General features: G+C 45.9%; 21 protein-coding genes. 14 read left to right on the top strand and 7 right to left on the bottom strand.

Translation table 11 applies throughout. The annotated features are described in order from the left end of the window. The first annotated feature begins 1 nt into the window (after nt 1). The 9 genes from AB4484_RS05100 (at nt 2) to AB4484_RS05140 (ending at nt 6,869) form a co-directional block, all read left to right on the top strand. Nucleotides 2-1,273 (top strand): NAD(P)/FAD-dependent oxidoreductase, encoded by a 1,272-nt coding sequence (locus tag AB4484_RS05100; RefSeq protein WP_372076751.1) that lies wholly within the window; start codon nt 2-4, stop codon nt 1,271-1,273. Continuing rightward, entirely contained in the window at nt 1,270-2,076 is an 807-nt protein-coding gene (locus tag AB4484_RS05105) for a DUF1365 domain-containing protein (RefSeq protein ID WP_017061280.1), read from the top strand. Before AB4484_RS05100 ends, AB4484_RS05105 begins: the two co-directional genes overlap by 4 nt. A 105-nt stretch (nt 2,077-2,181) precedes the next feature. Then, the gene (locus tag AB4484_RS05110) at nt 2,182-3,462 is read left to right on the top strand and encodes a cyclopropane-fatty-acyl-phospholipid synthase family protein (RefSeq protein WP_050651212.1); all 1,281 of its coding nucleotides are present in this window, start codon (nt 2,182-2,184) and stop codon (nt 3,460-3,462) included. Then, nucleotides 3,440-3,961 carry a DUF2878 domain-containing protein gene (locus tag AB4484_RS05115; RefSeq protein ID WP_017061278.1) on the top strand — a complete coding sequence of 174 codons (522 nt, stop codon included), beginning with the start codon at nt 3,440-3,442 and terminating at the stop codon, nt 3,959-3,961. The genes AB4484_RS05110 and AB4484_RS05115 overlap by 23 nt, the downstream gene beginning before the upstream one ends. A 3-nt stretch (nt 3,962-3,964) precedes the next feature. Beyond that, complete coding sequence (locus AB4484_RS05120; protein ID WP_050651211.1) at nt 3,965-4,540, top strand: chalcone isomerase family protein; 576 nt, start codon at nt 3,965-3,967, stop codon at nt 4,538-4,540. Beyond that, a complete protein-coding gene (locus AB4484_RS05125; RefSeq protein WP_248336348.1) occupies nt 4,537-5,079 on the top strand; it encodes a DUF3833 domain-containing protein in 543 nt (180 codons plus the stop codon). The genes AB4484_RS05120 and AB4484_RS05125 overlap by 4 nt, the downstream gene beginning before the upstream one ends. A gap of 252 nt (nt 5,080-5,331) precedes the next feature. Next, entirely contained in the window at nt 5,332-5,595 is a 264-nt protein-coding gene (locus tag AB4484_RS05130) for a hypothetical protein (protein ID WP_050632599.1), read from the top strand. A 228-nt stretch (nt 5,596-5,823) separates the two neighbouring features. Beyond that, complete coding sequence (locus AB4484_RS05135) at nt 5,824-6,498, top strand: SDR family NAD(P)-dependent oxidoreductase (RefSeq protein WP_065676024.1); 675 nt, start codon at nt 5,824-5,826, stop codon at nt 6,496-6,498. A gap of 131 nt (nt 6,499-6,629) precedes the next feature. Continuing rightward, a complete protein-coding gene (locus AB4484_RS05140; RefSeq protein WP_017061273.1) occupies nt 6,630-6,869 on the top strand; it encodes an RNA-binding protein in 240 nt (79 codons plus the stop codon). A gap of 158 nt (nt 6,870-7,027) precedes the next feature. Here the strand turns inward: AB4484_RS05140 and AB4484_RS05145 are convergent, their stop codons facing one another. The 4 genes from AB4484_RS05145 to AB4484_RS05160 form a co-directional block, all read right to left on the bottom strand. Continuing rightward, nucleotides 7,028-7,372, bottom strand: a complete 345-nt coding sequence (locus AB4484_RS05145) for a ribosome recycling factor family protein (protein ID WP_372076753.1) — start codon at nt 7,370-7,372, stop codon at nt 7,028-7,030. 175 nt (nt 7,373-7,547) lie between these two features. Then, the gene (locus AB4484_RS05150) at nt 7,548-8,780 is read right to left on the bottom strand and encodes a MalY/PatB family protein (protein WP_372076754.1); all 1,233 of its coding nucleotides are present in this window, start codon (nt 8,778-8,780) and stop codon (nt 7,548-7,550) included. Between the two features lie 122 nt (nt 8,781-8,902). Beyond that, nucleotides 8,903-9,370, bottom strand: coding sequence for an OsmC family protein (locus tag AB4484_RS05155; protein WP_333008036.1), 468 nt, complete (start codon nt 9,368-9,370; stop codon nt 8,903-8,905). A 29-nt stretch (nt 9,371-9,399) separates the two neighbouring features. Continuing rightward, nucleotides 9,400-9,792 carry a GFA family protein gene (locus AB4484_RS05160; RefSeq protein ID WP_050651206.1) on the bottom strand — a complete coding sequence of 131 codons (393 nt, stop codon included), beginning with the start codon at nt 9,790-9,792 and terminating at the stop codon, nt 9,400-9,402. 207 nt (nt 9,793-9,999) lie between these two features. Here AB4484_RS05160 and AB4484_RS05165 point away from each other — a divergent pair, with 207 nt between their 5' ends. Then, entirely contained in the window at nt 10,000-10,842 is an 843-nt protein-coding gene (locus tag AB4484_RS05165; RefSeq protein ID WP_050632604.1) for a LysR family transcriptional regulator, read from the top strand. A gap of 233 nt (nt 10,843-11,075) precedes the next feature. Further along, on the top strand, nt 11,076-13,103 hold the full coding sequence (locus tag AB4484_RS05170) for an alkyl sulfatase dimerization domain-containing protein (RefSeq protein ID WP_231717426.1): 2,028 nt from the start codon (nt 11,076-11,078) through the stop codon (nt 13,101-13,103). Nucleotides 13,104-13,235: 132 nt separating this feature from the next. Here AB4484_RS05170 and AB4484_RS05175 read toward each other — a convergent pair whose 3' ends face one another. Beyond that, the gene (locus tag AB4484_RS05175; protein ID WP_333008038.1) at nt 13,236-14,165 is read right to left on the bottom strand and encodes a LysR family transcriptional regulator; all 930 of its coding nucleotides are present in this window, start codon (nt 14,163-14,165) and stop codon (nt 13,236-13,238) included. Nucleotides 14,166-14,325: 160 nt separating this feature from the next. On the opposite strand from AB4484_RS05175, the gene AB4484_RS05180 reads away from it, so the two are divergent. The 3 genes from AB4484_RS05180 to AB4484_RS05190 all read left to right on the top strand — a co-directional run bounded on the left by AB4484_RS05180 (nt 14,326) and on the right by AB4484_RS05190 (nt 17,479). After that, entirely contained in the window at nt 14,326-15,009 is a 684-nt protein-coding gene (locus AB4484_RS05180; protein ID WP_333008040.1) for an SDR family oxidoreductase, read from the top strand. Between the two features lie 113 nt (nt 15,010-15,122). Continuing rightward, on the top strand, nt 15,123-16,331 hold the full coding sequence (locus AB4484_RS05185) for an MFS transporter (RefSeq protein ID WP_333008044.1): 1,209 nt from the start codon (nt 15,123-15,125) through the stop codon (nt 16,329-16,331). 59 nt (nt 16,332-16,390) lie between these two features. Beyond that, nucleotides 16,391-17,479 (top strand): alkene reductase, encoded by a 1,089-nt coding sequence (locus tag AB4484_RS05190; protein ID WP_333008041.1) that lies wholly within the window; start codon nt 16,391-16,393, stop codon nt 17,477-17,479. 297 nt (nt 17,480-17,776) lie between these two features. On the opposite strand, the gene rlmJ is transcribed toward AB4484_RS05190, so the two are convergent. Next, a complete protein-coding gene (rlmJ, locus tag AB4484_RS05195; protein WP_122081426.1) occupies nt 17,777-18,643 on the bottom strand; it encodes a 23S rRNA (adenine(2030)-N(6))-methyltransferase RlmJ in 867 nt (288 codons plus the stop codon). Between the two features lie 200 nt (nt 18,644-18,843). Then, a complete protein-coding gene (secF, locus tag AB4484_RS05200) occupies nt 18,844-19,797 on the bottom strand; it encodes a protein translocase subunit SecF (RefSeq protein WP_048614133.1) in 954 nt (317 codons plus the stop codon).

The raw sequence follows: 19,797 nt of genomic DNA on the forward strand, positions 1-19,797 counted from the left end.
AATGAAGAAAATCGCCATTATTGGTTCAGGTATCTCTGGACTCACTTGCGCGCATATATTAGATAAGCACCACGACGTAACAGTATTCGAAAAGAACGATTACGTAGGGGGGCACACCGCTACCGTTGATATTGAACATCAAGGCTCGGCGTTTTCGATAGATACAGGTTTCATCGTATTCAATGATCGAACCTACCCGAATTTCAATCAGCTTCTAGAACAACTCGGTGTCGAAAGGCAACCGACTGAGATGAGCTTCAGCGTCCACAACACGACTACCAAGTTTGAATACAACGGCCACAGCATTAATTCGTTATTCGCGCAGAGGAGTAACATCTTCAAACCTCAGTTCTGGTCTTTAGTGTCTGACATTCTCAAGTTCAACAAACTGTGTAAGGCTCAGTTTGAAAGCAATAAATTCACACCAGACGTTACCCTTGGCAGCTTCCTACGCGATAATCAATTTTCCGACTTTTTTAGTCAGCACTATATCCTGCCGATGGGCGCGGCTATTTGGTCGACAAGCTTGGAAGAGATGGAAGAGTTTGAGCTGAAGTTCTTCATCCAGTTTTTCTACAACCACGGATTGCTCGATATCGCAAACCGTCCTCAGTGGTATGTGATTCCAAAGGGATCGCGTTCTTATGTTGAAATCATCCTTTCACGCTTAAACAAACCTGTTGCACTGAATACATCGATTAAACAAGTGACTCGCCAAGAAACAGGCGTCACGATTGAATTTGAAGATGGCAGCACACAAGACTTCGACGAAGTAATCTTTGCTTGCCACTCAGACCAAGCCTTACGTCTGCTTGGTGATGCAACAAAACAAGAGCAACAGGTACTGGGCGAGATCCCATACAGCCGTAATGAAGTCGTTCTGCACACCGATACTCGCTTACTCCCAGATAGAAAACTGGCTTGGGCAAGCTGGAATTACATGTTGGATGGCGACAGTAAACGACCTGCTTGTGTCACGTACAACATGAACATTCTGCAAGGCATCGAAAGCCAAGACACCTTCTGTGTCACCTTGAATCAAAGCGAAGCCATCGACCCAGAAAAAATCATTCGCAGCTTTGTTTATCATCACCCGGTACTTAATTCGAACACGGTCGAAGCTCAGCACAAGCGTGAGCAGATTTGTGGCAAAAACCAGACGCACTTTGCCGGCGCGTACTGGTACAACGGCTTCCATGAAGACGGTGTCCACAGTGCACTCGATGTAACCAAACGCTTCGGTTTAGATTTGAGTACGAGTTCCGCGCTATGAACAGTCAAACCCTGACACCCGAGATGGGGATCGCATCCGAAAAGAGTGAAGAGCTCAGCGGTATCTATTGGGGTAACGTCAGACATCGCCGCTTTGGCGACATCACCCATGAGTTTAGCTATCAGCTATATATGATGGGGTTAGATCTTGATGAGCTGCCCCAAACCACAGCGCGCAGTGCGCTGTTCGGAACTCGTTGGTACAACCCGATTCGGTTTGTCGAATCGGATTATCTCGCTGAAAAAAAAGAAAATGTCACCACGGATGAACCAAAATCACTTAAGCAACGTATAGCTTCCAAAGTGCAACAACTTGGTGGGGTTTGGTCTGATTCAAACCGTGTGACGATGCTGGCTCAGTGCCGCTGTTTAGGCATCTATTTCAGCCCAATCAACTGCTTCTTCTGTTACGACGAAACTGGAGATTGCAAATACATGTTGGCTGAGGTGAGCAACACGCCTTGGCGAGAAAGACACTACTATCTCATCGACATGCACCAAGAGTTGAAGGTAAAAAAAGAGTTTCACGTTTCGCCGTTCATGGATTTGAACATGACTTATTTTTGGAAAATTAAGCCACCAGCGAAACGCACGTTAGTTCACATCGAAAGCCGCCGAGACGATAAGCTTTTCGATGCGACACTGGCTCTGACGAAACAGTCAGTAACCAAGACAAACATTAGACGAACGGTATTCAAGATTCCGGCGATGACGATAAAAGTCGTGATGGGAATTTATTATCAGGCTCTCAAATTATTCCTGAAAAAAGTACCGTTTGTGGCGCATCCAGACTCTACGTCTTAAGCGCACATGAAAGAACTCAATTGAAGCTTGGGTTCGCTCCAATCAAGGAGCTGAACTCAGCTTAGTTGGCACAAAATATTAGAATGAGTTATCAGCGAGGTTTACATGGAACAGCTTGCCAAACAAAACAACAATATTGAACAACAAGCTAAAGCCGTTGCTGTTTCAAGCAACTGTAAATATCGAGCTTTAATCTTTAAGGTTTTAGAAAGCCTGCAATTCGCGACGCTCGAGATCATTGAGCGCGACCAGCATTCGGTGTTCGGCGACCGAGAAGCAGACTTGAAAGGTCGAATCGTAATTCATGATGCGACCTTTTTTAGAGATGTAGTTATCAACGGCAGTATTGGGGCATCTGAAGCGTACATCGATGGTAAATGGACCAGCCCGAATCTCACGCGTGTGATTCAAATCATGGCTCGTAACCAAGCCCAATTGGATGAGCTTGATGACAAGACACAATGGATTTCCCGCTTAAAAAACCTATTGCTGCGTCGTAAGAATGCCAACACAGAGCAAGGCTCTAAGCGAAATATTCTCGCTCACTATGATATTGGCAACGAACTGTATGAGCGCTTCTTAGATAGCTCGATGCAGTACTCTTCCGCTATCTACAGCGAAGACGCAGATACCTTGTCGAAGGCTCAACAAAACAAAATGAAAACCATCTGTGAGCGATTAGAACTGTCGGAGAAAGATAGCGTGGTCGAGATAGGCACAGGCTGGGGCGGCTTAGCCATCTTTATGGCGCAGCACTACGGTTGTCATGTCACCACAACCACAATATCAGATGCACAACATACGCTTGCGGAACAGAGAGTAAAAGCACTTGGTTTAACCGACAAAATCACCCTGCTTAAAGAGGATTATCGCAATCTCACTGGTGAGTATGACAAGTTGGTTTCGATCGAGATGATAGAAGCGGTCGGCCATGAATATCTACAAACCTTCTTTGAAAAGTGTTCGTCGTTACTTAAGCCCTCAGGCAAGATGCTGATTCAAGCGATTACTATTGCTGACAGTCGTTACGACAAATACCGCAAAGGTGTCGACTTTATTCAGAAGTACATCTTCCCCGGCGGTTGCCTACCTTCGGTTTCAGTAATGACCCAACACCTTGCGACCAGCACCGACCTTGTGGTTCAAGAAATTGATGACATTGGCCTGCACTACGCTCGAACACTGAATGATTGGAACATCGCCTTTGAAAATAGTTGGGAAGAGTTAGAGTCCCTCGGCTATTCAGAAGAGTTTAAGCGCTTGTGGATCTTCTACTTCTGCTACTGTGAAGGCGCATTCAAAGAGCGCGTGATCAGCACTCACCATGTAGTCGCAAGAAAACCTCGTTACTTTGGAGCAAAAGATGAAGCGGTTTTGGATTATTAATCTCGTACTGTTTCAAGCGACCTGGGTTTGCAGTGCCTTCTTTACCGCGCAAGCCCCGTTCGTCACACCACTGATTGTAGTGGTTCACTTCCTTCTATCACCGACTCGCAGTAGCGATCTGAAGATACTCATTTTATTACCATTGGGGCTGTTGCTTGATAGCCTCTTACTGCACTTCGGCGTGTTTGCCGTCGACTCTGAAATTGCGAATCAATCTTGGTTCCCGGTGTGGCTTGTCTGCCTGTGGATCATGTTCTTAATCAGTTTTAACCACAGCCTAAATTGGCTATTAAAATGCTCGAAAGTGATCTTGTTTGTCATAGGGTTCGTAGCAGGTACTAGTAGTTATTGGGGAGGCATCAAAGCAGGTGCTCTTCTTACTACTTGGCCAGATGCATCGGTAGTTGCTGCCCTTGCAATAAGTTGGGGGATTTTGTTGCCCTTACTGGTGGCCGCCTACTCCAACTTAATACAACCTAAAATGGCAATAACGAGGTGACTTATGGCTTATCCACGCAACCCGACACAAACGTTCAAACCTGAGCGAGGTATTGTTCGCCCTCATCAGCAAGCAAAAAACACACTTCTAAGCTTTATTACTCTCTCGTTAATTTTTGCTGCGCTGTTATTTGCTGGAAGCGTTAAAGCCTCTGCTGTCGACGATCTAAATAAACGTGGAGAGGGTGAAATGAGCTACCTATTTTGGACTCTCTACTCCGCAGAATTCTACGCGACGCCAACCAACTCTGAACGAGCTTTGAAGCTTGAGTATTACCGCTCTATCGATAGCAAAGACCTCGTAGACGCGACCGAAGATCAGTGGAACAAGCTTGGCTACTCTAACAGCAACATTCAACGTTGGTTGAAACCCTTGTACGCGATGTGGCCGAACGTGGAAGAAGGAAGCACACTCACGATTCGTGTCGCTGAAGATAACGTGAGTCGCTTTTATTTCGATGAACAACCGATAGGCACCATTCAAGACAAACAATTCGGCGAAGCCTTTCTAGCGATTTGGTTATCTGAAAACACCTCTGAACCCGGTCTTCGTAAACAACTTTTAGGTTTGAACAAATGAATCCAAAAACAGCAATAATAAAATTCGCTCTGGTATTTTTTTCACTCACTTGGCTAGTGGGCTGTGGCTCTGCAAGTTTAGAAGACCATGTCGACACTACGCCAGAGCTCAAGCTTGAAACCTTTTTTAATGGCGAGCTCATGGCCTATGGCATGGTGCTCGACCGCTCTGGTAACCTACTGCGCCGCTTTGATGCCAAACTGATCGCGACTTGGGACGGTGACAACGGAGAAATAAAAGAGTGGTTCTCTTTTGCTGATGGCGAGCGCTCTACTCGCGTTTGGAATCTGCTCAAAACGGGCGAAAACACCTATTCGGGCACCGCCAACGATGTCGTTGGAACCGCTTATGGTGAGACCCAAGGTTCAGCGCTGTATTGGAAATATGATCTAGAAATTGAAGTAGACGGCAGCACTTATGAAGTGGTGCTCGATGATTGGATGTTCTTGATGGACGACAAGCGCTTGTTCAACAAGACTGAGATGTCCAAATTTGGATTTAAAGTCGGAGAGGTCATCTTATACATCGAGAAGATCTGATTTAGCTGCCGCTTCTGATTCTTAGTTTTAAATCGATGACTTCATCGATAACTACAGTACGTTACAAAACAGCCCACAACGAAAATTGTGGGCTGTTTTGTTTAATCCCTCGAATAGCATACCTGCATGCTCAAGCCACTGTGCTAAGATGCGCCACCAGCATACAAATGGACTAGACTGACACTAAGCAGTTCCCATTTGTTTCGCTAAGCGTAGATTCCCTACCATGAATAATTGAAAAGGCTTTAAAGCATGAGCAAGTTGACCTCAGCGGAGCGTAAAGCTCGCGACAATGAACGTTTCTCACAACGCGTAAACGAGCGCAGAGAAAAAGGTGAAGACGTAGTTGCTTACGCACTGACCAACAAAAAAGCTGTAAAATTCCTGACTAAGTCAGAGAAAAAACGTTTCAACGAAACGAGAGCGACTCTGCAAGAAGAGAAGCGAGTGAAAGAACAAGAAGAGCTTAACCGAATCGAAGACGCGTTCACGATCAAACAGTTCGACGACGAATAATCACTTATGATTACTCAAAAGCGCTGGCTCTATGCCGGCGCTTTTACTTTCTGACGCACTTCCCTCTCGAGATGCAATAACCTACCCTTTCACCATACTCGAACCTTTAATATCAGCTTTACCGAGCAGCTCATCAATCAAGTCATCGACCAACTTTAGCCATAGATCTCAGAAAATCTTAGCCTAGCCCCTTACTATCTCGAATCAACTCTACAAACTTAAGACAGTATGATTTTAATTACCGGATCAAGCAGCGGTTTAGGGGCAGCGCTCGCGAAGCAATATGCTAACGCCGCAACCAACGCTCAGCGTGTAGCCATTACAGGTCGCAACGCACAACGTTTAGCCGAAGTAGCGCAAGGCCTGCCAGCGAATACCATTAGCCAAGCGTGTGATCTCTGTGACCCGCACTCAGTGAGTGAGTTATTGGATGCGTTACCTGAAATGCCTAAGCTGGTGATCCACAGCGCTGGCAGTGGCTACTTCGGTAAGATAGAACAGCAAGACCCAGCCACCATCAGCGACATGCTGAAAAACAATATTGAGTCTTCGATCTTTTTGATTCGCGAGCTTGTGCAGCGCTACAAAGATCAATCGGTCACCATTGCTGTGGTGATGTCGACGGCGGCACAAGGTGCTAAAGCGGAAGAGTCCACCTACTGCGCGGCAAAATGGGCCGTGAAAGGCTTTATCGAATCGGTAAGGTTGGAGCTAAAAGGTCACCCGATGAAAATCGTGGCGGTTTATCCTGGAGGAATGGCGACCGAGTTTTGGAATACAAGCGGTAAAGACATGGATACCTCGAGCTTTATGACCGCGCAAGAAGCCGCTCAGATGTTGCAGCAGGCGTTAACCAGCACCGAGCATGGATTCGTATCAGATATCACGATAAACCGCGGCTAGCAGGTAAACAGCTCGCTTAATCGGTAAATAGAGCGACGCGTTACCAAAGAAATGATTAGAGTAATTATTTGTGAGGGTGAGCATGAAAGTGTGCGACAATGCTCGGCGTAAATTCATATTCAAGGTTTATTATGAAACTTCTAGTTCGTAACCTATCGCGCTCTACCTCTGAGCAAGACATCCGTGTGCTATTTTCTGAGTTCGGTTCAGTAAAAGAGTGCAGCCTAGTTTTAGACCAAGAAACTGGCGACTCAAAAGGCTTTGCTTTTGTTGAAATGCCAGAACAAGAAGAAGCTAAAGCGGCACTAAACAAGCTGAACTTGTCAAAGCTTGGCAAAAACACGATTCGTGTAAAAGTAGCGAATTCTTAATCGAATCAATGCTTCATAAGCCGCATGGCTTAGCTTAACAGCAGCACAGATGATAAAGCCCGTAACGATATGACGTTTTCCAGCGCAATATCGTTACGGGCTTTTTGCTGCTCGCGATTCTCTTGTCACAACACGATCAACTTACTTAAAGCTCGCACTCACAACCCTTCATGTTCATCAATCGCGCGTCTTGCTTCAGCCATTGAACATCCAGATTCGATCACCAGCTGAGCCACAGTCATTGAAGGTGTAGCGGCCAACAGAGATGCCAAACACACCACAGGTTTAGGCAGCACTTTGTCGATTGCGATTGCTATCCAATCGTCTTTTTCGTGGGTTAACATCGTTTTAAATTCAATGAGTTGATGCTCTTGAGCGACCAACAGCCAATTACGCGAACGACGAACTCGTTTCAACTGACATCCACATTCCGCAGCATTCGCCATCACTTGGCTTTTATCACTCACACGATGTACAAAACTATTCAATGGGACGCTAAACATAACTCTCTGCTAACCAATCTATTCCTACCATTCAAGAGCTCTCTACCTATTTCTCAGAACTTTCTAACTGTCACTCAATTAAAGCCTACCTAGGATTACACAGACACAAAAAAACCGCCAGTGATGCACTAAGCAGCCTCGCGGTTTTTCGTTCTTTAAAGCCTAACGCTCGATATCAGCAGCAGCTTTTTGAAGCGCCGCTATCACAACAAGTTGAAGAAGTCTGACTTCCTCTCTCAAAGCCATCAATCGCGTCTGCTAAAGCCCTAAATGATTGCTCGATATTGTCACGTGACGTTGCGATGTTCATTCGCATAAAGTTAGGGCTTTGCGCACCAAACCAACCACCTGGGGTTAAGCCCATTTTAGCCTGCTCAAACACCACATTTTTTAGCTCTTCTTCCGAGAAATCCAATCCTGAGAAATCAAACCACACTTGGTAAGTGCCCTGCGGCTGGGAGACTTTTAACTGAGGAATACGCTTCTCCGCAAACTCAGTGATCCATTTCACCGTGTCTTGCAGATACACCAACATGCCATCTAGCCACTCACCACCTTTCTCAAAGGCCGCCACGGTTGCAAACGTACTGAACGCATTACCATGGTCAAGATACATCGCCACCACATTAGTTTTGAACGCTTCAAACAACTCATTATTGTTGGTGTACACATAGCCGTTTGAGATGCTGTGCATGCCGAAGGTTTTCGCCGGAGAACCAATCAAGGCAATAACCTTGTCGTAATCAAAGCTGGTTAAGCTCGTAAAAGAATGGCCTTCAAAGATAATGTCGGAATGGACTTCGTCGCTGATGATCAGCACATCGTGACGTTTAGCAATTTCGATGACTTGTTCAATATCTTGAGGTGTCCACACTCGCCCAGTCGGGTTATGCGGATTACAGAAAATCATGGTCTTCACTTGTTGATCGATGATCTGTTGCTCCATACCATCGAAATCAATCTGATAACGCTGTCCGTCATTAATCAACGGGCTATTCACGACCTGACGGCCTGCCTTATTCACCAAATTAGCAAACTGATGGTAAGCCGGCGTATGAATAAGCACACCATCACCCTCATTGGTAAACTGGCGCAGTAACAACGCGATGCCTGGTAAGACTCCCGGAACCTGAACGAATTTGTCAGCAGACAGGCTTAAACCATGACGCTTTGAATACCATTGTGATAGCGCCTCAAACACTGCCTGTTCATTGAACTCATACGAGTACACTCCACGCTCAACCAAGCGATTCAGCTCTTGAGTGATCGGTTCCGCCACCTGAAAATCCATATCGGCAACCCAGTAAGGAAATACATCGGTGGTGTTGTAAATGCTCTCAAGCATCTCTGGTTTGCTTTTGATAAATGCATTTTCACCGTAATTCGATGCACTGTTAAACGCTGTCATGAAGGATTCCTCAAATAGTGTGTTCGGTCTTTGTGCAATCAACGAAATTGCATGAATACCCTTAAGACGATCGCGAGATAAAAAGGACGAAGCTTTTAAAGAAATCTTGTGATTGTTTTAAATCAATCTCGCATCTCGACCACAATCTCTGTTTTTACCGAGTTCGCGATAAAGCAGTTTTTGTGTGCCAAGTGATGCAGTTTGTCGAGCTGCTTGGCGGTGGGCTTTTTGGTACCTAGAAACACAATCTTAGGCCGCAGAGTCACCTTAGTGACAGACGAGCGGCCAAATTCATCTTCTTCCAGCACACCGACGGCATCATCGACATAAGAGTCGATCACGTACTTCTGCTTTGCGGCAATGCCCAAAAACGTCAGCATATGGCAACTAGAAAGTGCCGCGATAAACGCTTCTTCTGGATCAACATTCGCTTCCACCGAAAACGGCAGTGGCACAACATGTGGAGAGGACGAAGCAGGCACAGTGACACCACCATCGAACTCCCACGTATGACCGCGACTGTATTGATTGTCGCTAAAGACTTCATCTTCTGCTTTTTTCCAGCGAATGAGCGCTCCATATTCAGACATAATTTCTTCCCTTTTTAATGCTCAATAAATTAACGATCAGCTGGATGATTGACACCATCATTGGTCACCACATCACCAATATCAAAAGGGTTTACCCCTTCCAAACAGCCGATGTTAAAACCGTATTCATTTGGGCTAGAACGGCGTTGATGATGGGTATAGATGCCGCAGTTTGAGCAGAAGTAATGCTTCGCGGTATTGGTATTGAATTGATAAAGCTTGAGATGCTCTGCACCTTTGAGGATCTTGATGCCATCCAGCGCAACAGAGCCCACAATCGCTCCCCTGCGACGACAGATAGAACAATCACAGCGGCGTGGCTTTTCTATCCCGTTAGGTAAGCTGAGCTCTAGTTCAACCGCACCGCAATGGCAGGTTGCCTTGTGAAAAGGTTGGATAACGGTGTTACCGACTAATTTCATGAGCACTCCTTGTACTGGTCACTTTTCACCCATCATATCTTGATTTGTTATTTTGGTAAAAAAATGTGTTTTCCAACAAATATATAGCGCATGTTTTCAATACATAATTTAAGCTAAATCTCGACGCTACTGACTCTACCGTTATCGACACAACGATCACCGAGTCGTATTCAAACTATTTAATCTCTTTCTACAGGGCACACCTATATGAATCTAAATCTGATTAAACACTTTCTCGCAGCCTATGATTTCAATAGTATTTCGAAAGCAGCAGAACATATGAATATGACTCAGCCATCGATGACCGCCGCGATCAAAAATTTTGAAGAGCAGAGCGGAAAAATCATGTTTTATCGCACCAGTCGTTCAATTCAACCGACAGAAGATGCGCATTATCTTGCTGAGCAATGTCGAGAAATATTAGGTCGCCTCGACTCAGTATTTAAAGAAGAGAGAAAACTAAAAATCTGCTGCCCAGAAGTGATCATGCAGGCACTTCCTGGCTATGAAGGGGTCTACTTTGTTGAAACTCCCGCCATTGAATACAGTATTTTAGATAAACTAAGAACCGGAGAGGTGGATATTGTTGTCGACGATATCTCTGTTACTGATCACTCCTTTATTGTTGAATCGATCGGCTCTCAAAAGCTCGCACTCGCATGCCGTAAAGACCACCCAACAATTGGCGATAGCATCTCTCTTGAGCAATTCAAAAACGCCGAGCACATCATGCTGCGCCTAAAAGACAAAAACGTAAGCGCGCTAGAAACCCGAACTGAAGAAGCATTTGATCGTAACGTGGTTCGAGAAGTTTCCGGCCAATCGAATCTACTGTTGAATGCCCGTAATTCAGACGCCGTGTGCATTGTCAGTGAATCCATGTTTGATTTAGCAGAAGAGCTAGGGCTAAAAGTTCTAGAACCACCATTTACACTGCGTGACTACGAAATGAAAATGATTTATCACAAACGTAGTATTCAAGATCAACGACATGCTCAAGTTCGAGAGCACATCAAAAAGCATCTAACAACACCTTCAAAAAATAAATAAAAACTATGCAATAAGTGATAAATCGTAATTAATGGCAATATATTTCACTTTATATAGATAAAATCTATGCTTTTTATAGCTACTACCCAATGGTTCGCCGCTTAAGAACTGCCTAAGATATCGTCATCAACGAGGCACATTACACAACCTCGTATCCTTCAACTTTTGAAGAATGACGAAACAGGATGGATTCTGAGTCTGATTCATACGAAATACAGAACCAGGGTAACACTATGAAAAAAACCATTATTGCTCTCTCAATTTTAGCGTCTTGCAATGTGATGGCTCACTCTCATCATGCATCAGAACGTTTAACTCACGGCGACCATGACCACTCATTCGATATGAGCGAGTACGACGTCGTACTTTCCAATAACTATGACCCGTTTGCTAATGGTATTGAGTTCCTCTCTCCAACCATGTCTGCTGAGCAGCAAAGTTACTTTCCTTTATCTGAAAATGCCTCGACAAAACTAGCGGGGTCATTCCCTGAAATAATTTGGCGAAGTGAACCTCTATTCACGCCTGAATACAACAAAGAAAACATGGAAAAGGCTTTGCAAGAAGGCAAAATTCATCCAGAGCTAGCAGCTATGGAAGAAGCAATGACCAACCCTGTGATCTTTAAGTTATCAGACCGCATGTACAACGCATTTGGTTTTGAGGGTGCTTCGATCACCTTCCTCCAAGGTGACAAAGGACTGATCATTATCGACGCTGGTTCAACGGCTGAAACTGGTGAAGCCATGCTGTCAGCTTACCGTGAAGCGACAGGGGACGAGCGTGAAGTTCATACGATTTTCTATACTCACCACCACCCAGATCAATGGGCAGGAACCGAGGGGTTAGCAACGCGAGAAGACTTCGAATCAGGCAAAATTAATGTCATCGCTCATGTTGATTTCCAAAAGAAAATGAATGAAGAGTCTGGTATTTATCTTAATCAACAGTCGATTCGAACCGCGTATGCATTTGGTGCCTTTATCCCTCATAACAATGACTACGATAAAGGTGTAAACCAAGGTGTTGGCTACCCAGCAGACATCGTGATGCAATCGCAAAACAAATCCTTCTTCGCGCCAAATATCTTAGTTGACGATCTGATGATCATGAAGGTCGATGGGCTTACATTGGAGTTTTTCCACACACCTGGTGAAGCGCCAGATGGTGTTGCACTCTACGTACATGAAACGGGAGACATGGTCGGTGGCGATACCATTCAAGGTGAAACCATTCCAAATCTCTACACCATTCGTGGTGCCGAGTACCGTGACGGCCTTGAATGGGCAGACTCTATAGACCGCATGCGCCGCTATCAGCCAAAAACGCTTTCGCTACACCACGGCCGTTCTGCAGTCAGCCAAGAGCGGGTTGAAGATGTGATGAAAGCCTACGCGGATTCACTGCGCTACATGCAAGATCAAACGGTTCGCCATATCAACAAAGGCTATACCATGCATGAGCTTTCGGACAGCATTCGCCTTCCAGAAGAACTCAAGGATCATGACTACTTGCGCCCGCTGCGTGGCTCAGAATATCAAAATGTTGCCAATATCTATGCAGGCAATGTTGGTTGGTTCAATGGTGATGCCAGTGAGTTTGCTAAGCCACCACACAAGGACATGGCGCAACTGTATGTTGATATGATGGGTGGCCCAGACGCCATTAAAAAGGCCGCAGACCGCATGATCGAAAAACAACAGTACGGTGAAGCGATGCAGATCCTAACGCATGTTATCCGCGTCGATCACAGCGATATGTATGCTCGTGGACAAAAAGCCGTTGCACTAGAGCGTTGGGGCTGGGAACAATCGACTCCGGGTTGGCGTCACTGGGCACTCACAGGTGCAGCAGAGCTTCGCGGAGAACTAGATGGTGTACTAGATACAATGAACTTCTTCGGCGATGCCAGCAAGTTCGTAGAGGCACCAACTGATGACGTGATGTCACTGATTCCAACTCGCCTCATAGCGGAGCAACTGAACACCAACGAAACGCACGTTATCAACCTTGTCGTAGATGGAAGCCCATACCTCGTGAACGTGTCTAACCGCACGATGGCTGTCGACAATGGTTTTAGTTCTGTGAGCGCCGATCTCACCGTCGAGATGTCAAAACAAGACCTTGTTCATTTATTCCTAGTCAAAGACATCAATGTTGAAGAATCAACGGCGAAGGCAACCAAGGGTGATATCAAGCAACTTCAACGTTTAGTTGATTTAATTGATACCTTCTCTCCGTTCTACCTACACCTTCGTTAACCCCAACAAATAACTCGTGCCTCATTCATTTGAGGCACGATAAGAGGTTCTCATGATAGACAAAGATACCTTTATCCCAAGAGCGTTAGCGGTTGCCATCGTTGTATTTCTTTTACTTTCGTAACTTTGAAATCAACAACTCGGGTTGACGCAATCTCCAAACCGCTCAAACAAGAAATCAAGAAACAACCGGATACGTTTAGGCTGATACTTTTTGCTGATGTACACCACATTCAAATCGGCACTCGACACCGACATCGCGGTGTTGAAGTTCTTCATGTAGCCATTGAGCAGCGTCACAAGGCGTTGGTTATTGATGTCGTCTTGCACATCCAGCACCGATTTAAGAGCAATGCCCTCGCCTTTTAATGCCCAGTAGCGAATCACTTCGCCATCGTCTGAAAATCGCTTCGGCACAACGGTAATCGACTTCTTCATGTCATGATCTTGGAAGTGCCATGTCTTGAGCTCTTCATTGCTGCGCAGCATGGCTAAACAGTCGTGTTCAACCAAGTCTTGTGGCGTTAACGGTGTTCCATGCTTGGCAAGATATTCAGGTGAGGCACACAGTACACGCCGGCTTGGCGACAAGCGTCTGGATATCAAACTGCTGTCGACCAATTCACCATAACGGACCACGATATCCATGCCAGATTCAGCAATGTTCGAGAGGTTATCGTTCAGGTAGAGGTAAGGGATCACGTCGGGATATTGCTGACAGAACTCAGAGAGAATCGGAAGAATGTACTGCTTTCCGATGTCTTTCGGCGCGGCGATTTTGAGTGGACCTTTGACCTCTTTGACGCCATTTTGAATCAGGTTTTCGGCCTCACTGACATTATCTAATATCTCCAAACACGCCTTGTGATACAACTCTCCAGAGTCGGTCAAAGACACATGACGCGTACTTCGATTCAACAACTTCACACCATATCGTTCTTCAAGTGCCTGAAGCCTTGCTGTCATGGTCGCAGGCGATAAACCCAGTTCACGCCCCGCCGCCGCTAACCCGTGATGCTTAACAATACTGACGAACATTGCCATATCTGAAAACTTATCCATACGATTCTCGCTTCCACCTCTTCGTCTTACTTCTCGATCTGAATACTCAGTCACATTATTCAGTTTAACCGAATAATGAATTTATATTTTAACCAATTATCAAATTTAGTCGAATAAATATAATGGCAAACATCAACAGAACAACGCAGGAATTCAGAGCATGACTAACGAATCGACTAAACAAGAGCAACGCACTTTCGTCATCATTGGTGGCACATCAGGCATCGGCAAAGCACTAGCGATGCAACTAAGAAACGAAAACAACACAGTGCACGTCGCTAGCCGACATACAGGCCTTGATATCAGCAATGAAAAGTCAATTTGTGAATACTTCGAATCGATTGGCGTGTTTGACCACTTAATCGTAACGGCTGGCTCATCAGCGCCCGCAGGAAAAGTAACAGACGTAGCAACCGCAGACGCTAAGACAGCTTTTGACACTAAGTTTTGGGGCAGCTTAAACGTAGCCAAACATGCCGCACGTTACATGACGCCAAACGGCTCTATCACGCTCACGACGGGCATGTTGTCTCGCAAAGTAGTGGCTGGCACTTACGTAAAAACCGCCATCAACGCCGCGCTAGAAAGCGTAACCAAAATACTGGCGAAAGAGCTATCACCCATTCGCGTCAATGCCGTAAGCCCGGGCCTGACCATGACGGAAGCCTACAAAAACATGGATGATTCCGCTCGTCTAAGCATGTACGACAACGCCAAAAACAATCTACCCGCAGGCAAGGTTGGCGAGCCTTCAGAAGTGGCTATGGGTTACCTATTCGCGATTAACAACCCATACGTAACAGGGTCAATCATCGACATCGATGGCGGCGCTCTACTCGGCTAAACCCCCGCAAAGACACAAATACACAAATACACAAAGAACATCGTTAGGACGTTTATCTCAACGTCCTAACAAACAAGAATTTAAATAGGTAACTCATCATGAAATCAAAAGCCATGACACAAGAAACCATCCATAAAGAAAAAATGCCATTCCAAGTTTGGATACTGACACTCGCTGCATTTGCAATTGGCACGGCTGAGTTTGTTATCGCAGGCATTCTTCCACAGATCGCCACATCACTTTCAATCACAGAAGGTCAAGCTGGCTACCTTATCAGTGCTTACGCGTTGGCTATCGTTATCGGCGGCCCGATCTTAACCATCTACCTTGCGCGCTTTAATAAGAAGATAGTGCTGATTGGCTTAATGGCACTGTTCATCATCGGTAACGTGTTGTCGGCCTTAGCGCCAAGCTACCCATTACTACTGGCAAGCCGTGTTATCGCAGGCTTAGTGCAAGGTCCTTTCTATGGCATCGGTGCGGTTGTTGCGACCAACTTAGTGTCTGAAAAAATGGCAGGCCGTGCGGTTGGTCAGATGTTCGCAGGCTTAACGCTCGCTAACGTTCTTGGGGTTCCGGCTGGTACGTGGGTTAGCTTGCAATTCGGCTGGCACACCACCTTCTTCACAGTAGCAGCACTTGGCACCATCGCAATGATTTCAATCCTGACATCAATTAAATCGACCGGTCACAGTGAAGCAAAAGACATCAAAACTCAGCTGTTAGCGTTCAAAAACCCAATGCTGCTGATCAGCTTGGCAATCACTGCTTTTGCTTGGTCTGGCTTCATGACGCTATACGGGTACCTTGCTCCAATCGCTATGCACATCACCGGTTACGGTCAAGAGTCTGTTACTTGGATCTTAGTGATTGTTGGTGTCGGCTTAATCATCGGTAACACCTTGGGCGGACGTTCTTCAGATAAAAACCTAGGCAAAGCTTCAATGTTTTGGGCCGTCGCAATGATCGTTTCATTGGTGGTGGTTGGCCTTGTGGTAGACAACAAAATCCTATTCGTTGCAGCAGCATTTGTCTTTGGTATTGCATCATTTGCCAACGTTCCAGCCATGCAGCTTCGAGTAATGAACCACGGTGGCGAAGGCCAAGAACTAGCAGCAACCGCGAATATCTCAGCGTTTAATTTAGCCAATGCCTTTGGTGGATTCCTTGGCGGCATGGTTCTCGACAGCCAACTAGGCGCAGGCATGATTCCATTCGCAGCCGTTGTTGTCCCAGTGATTGGTTTGCTGCTAATAGCCAAAGCTAACCGAGCTGAAAAGCCACAGAGCAACTCTATTTTCAGCCCAGCAGAAAGCAAATAACGCGACTTATAGCCCCAATACAAAAAGAAAGATCACAGCATTAAAACAAGGTAGAAACCATGAACAAATTATTCGAAACATCAGAACTGAAAGGCCTAGAACTGCAAAACCGCGTGGTTATGGCACCCATGACACGCGCTCGTACTAGCCAACCTGGAAACGTGCCAAACGACATGATGGCAACCTATTACCAACAACGCGCAAGTGCTGGGCTTATCATCACTGAAGCGACACAAATCTCTGATGACTCTCAAGGCTACTCATTTACACCCGGCGTTTATACCGATGCACAAATTGAAGGTTGGAAATCAGTCACTACAGCAGCAAAAGCACAAGGTGCCGCGATATTCTGCCAACTATGGCACGTAGGCCGAGTATCACATCCTACCTTTCAAAAGGGCGAGTTGCCGATTGCCCCTTCAGCACTAGCACCAATTGAAACTCAGGTTTGGATCTCTGATGAGAATGGTAACGGCAACATGGTCGATTGCATCCAACCAAGAGAGATGACCCAAGCAGACATCGATCGTGTTGTTCAAGATTTTGCTAACTCAGCGAAAAAAGCGGTCGAGGCAGGGTTTAACGGCGTCGAGATCCACGGCGGTAATGGCTACCTTATCGATCAATTCCTAAGAACCAATTCAAATAAGCGCACCGACAACTACGGTGGCAGTCGTGAGAACCGACTTCGCTTTTTGATTGAAGTGGTTGATGCAGTGATTGCAGAGATCGGTGCTGACAAAGTGGGCGTACGTTTAGCCCCATTCATCACCTTCAAAGACATGAACTGCCCAGACATCGTGCCAACGATTTTAGAAGCATCAAAGGAACTGCAAGCTCGTAATATCGCTTATCTGCACCTATCAGAAGCCGACTGGGATGATGCTCCAGTTATCCCTGAAAGCTTCCGTGTCGAGCTAAGAGCCTTGTTCTCCAACACCATCATCGTCGCTGGCAGTTACACACCAGAACGCGCCGAAGAAGTACTAAGCAAAGGCTACGCCGATCTCGTCGCATTTGGTCGCCCATTCGTAGCAAACCCGGATCTCGTTTCACGCCTACAAAACGGCAGCGAACTATCCGATCTCGATGGCGCCACTCTGTTCGGCGGCAACGAAAAAGGCTACATCGATTATCCAGCGTTGTAGTGGATCTTGAAGTGATAGTGATGCCTTGAGTTTTACGACAGGCAAAAGAAAGGCTCGCATGACTAGTGCGAGCCTAATGCAGTTTAGGGGGTAAACCACAATCTGATATTAATTAGGGGTAATTATTTAACTTATGAGCCATTATGCACTTGTGCGCATTGATATTCTATTTTTAAATGATTCACTGCAATTAATCAATCGATAAAAGTTAGCGTTTGGTCAATTTAAACCACATAGATAACAGTGATTTAGTGAGTGATGTCTAGAAAACCATCATAAAACCCATAAAAATCAGATCTATAAGCTTCTCATTTGCCAGTAACCTTCACCATTAGTCGCGAGTTGGCTGTGTAAATAATCGAGCGTCTCTGCGACCATTCCAGCGATGCCTTGTGGCGGATTGAACAGCAACAAACCACTGCCGATCAGGCGATCATCACCCTTGGGATCTCGAAGACGAAGCTCCGACTTAATCGGACTTGGTAGCAAGCCATCTTTCACCGCTGTCACGCAGTGGTTCAGAATCAGTGAGCTCTTGTCATCCGTGTAAAGCGGGTACCAAATGAGGGCTGATACCTTCTCAGACTGTTGATACGCCTTAACCAAGGCATCGATCACCGCGAGATATTCAGAATCGGTTTCATAGGGTGGATCGATAACAATCAGGTGATGGTTGTCGTGTTTTGCTATGTCGTCAGGCAGTGCTTTCAAGCCATCGCCCGCGGTAATGGTGAGCTTACTTGAGACATCAAGATCGCGTTGCAGCTTCTCAATGTTGGTTTGTAATAGGTCGGCTTCATCTTGCTGAATGTCTGAAAAATAGAAGCTATCTTGGCTGCGGCCTTGTTGGTAGGTGATGGCTGCAGAACCCGGATAAAGAGAGATAAGTTGATTCGGATTGTAGTATTCCAGCACCGACATAAAAGAAGCAAATGCCGGAGGAAGATAAGCCTTGTTTCGCCACAAGTACCCGACCCCTTCAGCAAACTCACCCGCGTGATTGCTTGGAGCGGTAGTGAGGTCATAACAGCCTGTACCAGAGTGGGTGTCGATAACATTGAGGCGTGAATGTTGCTGCATTAATGACTGAACAAGTGCACTCAATACTGGATGCTTTAGCGCATCACCATGGTCGCCTACATGACATTGATGTCGATATTCCATTCCCTTGCCTCATTTCTACGAACGTCATCTAAACATACTTCATATCATGAGGGCTTGCTTGCTCAATCCATCGTTTTTTGAAATAGGCTCTCTTTTCTGTAACTGTCTGACTCTTATAAAAAATAAAGCCCCTCGTTTTGTTATAAACGAAGGGCTTGTTGACGTTATTGACTAAGTCGTACAGTTAACCAATAGAGAGCTTAAGGGTACTCGCCCTCAACTTCGACCGGCGCTTTCACTTGGTAGTGACAAGGCTGTAGGCCAAGTAACTTAGGCAGTGTGATACCGACAGACACTGAAGACCACGTACCGCTGACAATACCGACAACCAGTGCAATCGCGAATCCTTGTAGTGCAGCACCGCCAAGTAGCCAAAGTGCAGATACGGTGATCAGCGTTGTACCTGAAGTCACCATGGTGCGTGAGAAGGTCGCTTTAACCGATTCGTTAAGCAGGTTATCAGTGTCACCGTTTGGATTGCCACGCAGCATTTCACGAACACGGTCGGCAATGATGATCGAGTCATTCAACGAGTAACCCAAAATCGCCAACACAGCCGCTAACACAGTCAAGTTGAACTCGAACTGAGTAAAAGCGAACAGACCCAAGATAAGCGTCACGTCATAGATGATCGCGGCAAGGGCGCCGAGTGCTAAACGCCATTCAAAACGAACACTCAGGTACAGCATGATCATTAGGAAACACACCAATACCGCCAAGCCACCTTGGTCAACCATGTCTTGACCGACTTGAGGGCCAACCACGCTGCTGTTAAGCACTTTTACTTGGTCACTCACAGAAGACAAAGCATCCACTAAGTTTGGCTGTGGAGCGTCTGTCAGTTGGCTGTAACGGATTGTCCAACGATCCTGTTCTGCCATACCAACCACTTGAACATCTTGTTGGAAAGCCGTATCAAGTTTTGTTTTTAACGCATCTTTGGTTACTTGATCAGAGAGCTGAACCTCGGCAACCACACCGCCTGTGAAGTCCAAGCCCCAGTTAAAACCTTTCACCGCCACCAGCATCACAGAGCTCATGAACAGCACAATAGAAATCACAGACATCACCTTACGAAGGCGAGTCATATTCTTATCCGAAATATAGCTATTTGAAAAATAGCGGTCTGAAATAGTCATTTTTGAAGTACTCAT

The organism is Vibrio sp. 10N.261.46.A3 (assembly GCF_041472995.1).
GTDB lineage: Bacteria > Pseudomonadota > Gammaproteobacteria > Enterobacterales > Vibrionaceae > Vibrio > Vibrio coralliirubri.

What these genes read in the sequence shown, in the direction of transcription:
- AB4484_RS05190 (WP_333008041.1), top strand. Translation starts at nt 16,391, where the DNA reads ATGAACAAATTATTCGAAACATCAGAACTGAAAGGCCTAGAACTGCAA.
- AB4484_RS05140 (WP_017061273.1), top strand. Translation starts at nt 6,630, where the DNA reads ATGAAACTTCTAGTTCGTAACCTATCGCGCTCTACCTCTGAGCAAGAC.
- rlmJ (WP_122081426.1), bottom strand. Translation starts at nt 18,643, where the DNA reads ATGGAATATCGACATCAATGTCATGTAGGCGACCATGGTGATGCGCTA.
- AB4484_RS05180 (WP_333008040.1), top strand. Translation starts at nt 14,326, where the DNA reads ATGACTAACGAATCGACTAAACAAGAGCAACGCACTTTCGTCATCATT.
- AB4484_RS05120 (WP_050651211.1), top strand. Translation starts at nt 3,965, where the DNA reads ATGGCTTATCCACGCAACCCGACACAAACGTTCAAACCTGAGCGAGGT.
- AB4484_RS05110 (WP_050651212.1), top strand. Translation starts at nt 2,182, where the DNA reads ATGGAACAGCTTGCCAAACAAAACAACAATATTGAACAACAAGCTAAA.
- secF (WP_048614133.1), bottom strand. Translation starts at nt 19,797, where the DNA reads ATGAGTACTTCAAAAATGACTATTTCAGACCGCTATTTTTCAAATAGC.
- AB4484_RS05185 (WP_333008044.1), top strand. Translation starts at nt 15,123, where the DNA reads ATGACACAAGAAACCATCCATAAAGAAAAAATGCCATTCCAAGTTTGG.
- AB4484_RS05135 (WP_065676024.1), top strand. Translation starts at nt 5,824, where the DNA reads ATGATTTTAATTACCGGATCAAGCAGCGGTTTAGGGGCAGCGCTCGCG.
- AB4484_RS05115 (WP_017061278.1), top strand. Translation starts at nt 3,440, where the DNA reads ATGAAGCGGTTTTGGATTATTAATCTCGTACTGTTTCAAGCGACCTGG.
- AB4484_RS05170 (WP_231717426.1), top strand. Translation starts at nt 11,076, where the DNA reads ATGAAAAAAACCATTATTGCTCTCTCAATTTTAGCGTCTTGCAATGTG.
- AB4484_RS05105 (WP_017061280.1), top strand. Translation starts at nt 1,270, where the DNA reads ATGAACAGTCAAACCCTGACACCCGAGATGGGGATCGCATCCGAAAAG.
- AB4484_RS05125 (WP_248336348.1), top strand. Translation starts at nt 4,537, where the DNA reads ATGAATCCAAAAACAGCAATAATAAAATTCGCTCTGGTATTTTTTTCA.
- AB4484_RS05155 (WP_333008036.1), bottom strand. Translation starts at nt 9,370, where the DNA reads ATGTCTGAATATGGAGCGCTCATTCGCTGGAAAAAAGCAGAAGATGAA.
- AB4484_RS05160 (WP_050651206.1), bottom strand. Translation starts at nt 9,792, where the DNA reads ATGAAATTAGTCGGTAACACCGTTATCCAACCTTTTCACAAGGCAACC.
- AB4484_RS05130 (WP_050632599.1), top strand. Translation starts at nt 5,332, where the DNA reads ATGAGCAAGTTGACCTCAGCGGAGCGTAAAGCTCGCGACAATGAACGT.
- AB4484_RS05165 (WP_050632604.1), top strand. Translation starts at nt 10,000, where the DNA reads ATGAATCTAAATCTGATTAAACACTTTCTCGCAGCCTATGATTTCAAT.
- AB4484_RS05175 (WP_333008038.1), bottom strand. Translation starts at nt 14,165, where the DNA reads ATGGATAAGTTTTCAGATATGGCAATGTTCGTCAGTATTGTTAAGCAT.
- AB4484_RS05150 (WP_372076754.1), bottom strand. Translation starts at nt 8,780, where the DNA reads ATGACAGCGTTTAACAGTGCATCGAATTACGGTGAAAATGCATTTATC.
- AB4484_RS05145 (WP_372076753.1), bottom strand. Translation starts at nt 7,372, where the DNA reads ATGTTTAGCGTCCCATTGAATAGTTTTGTACATCGTGTGAGTGATAAA.
- AB4484_RS05100 (WP_372076751.1), top strand. Translation starts at nt 2, where the DNA reads ATGAAGAAAATCGCCATTATTGGTTCAGGTATCTCTGGACTCACTTGC.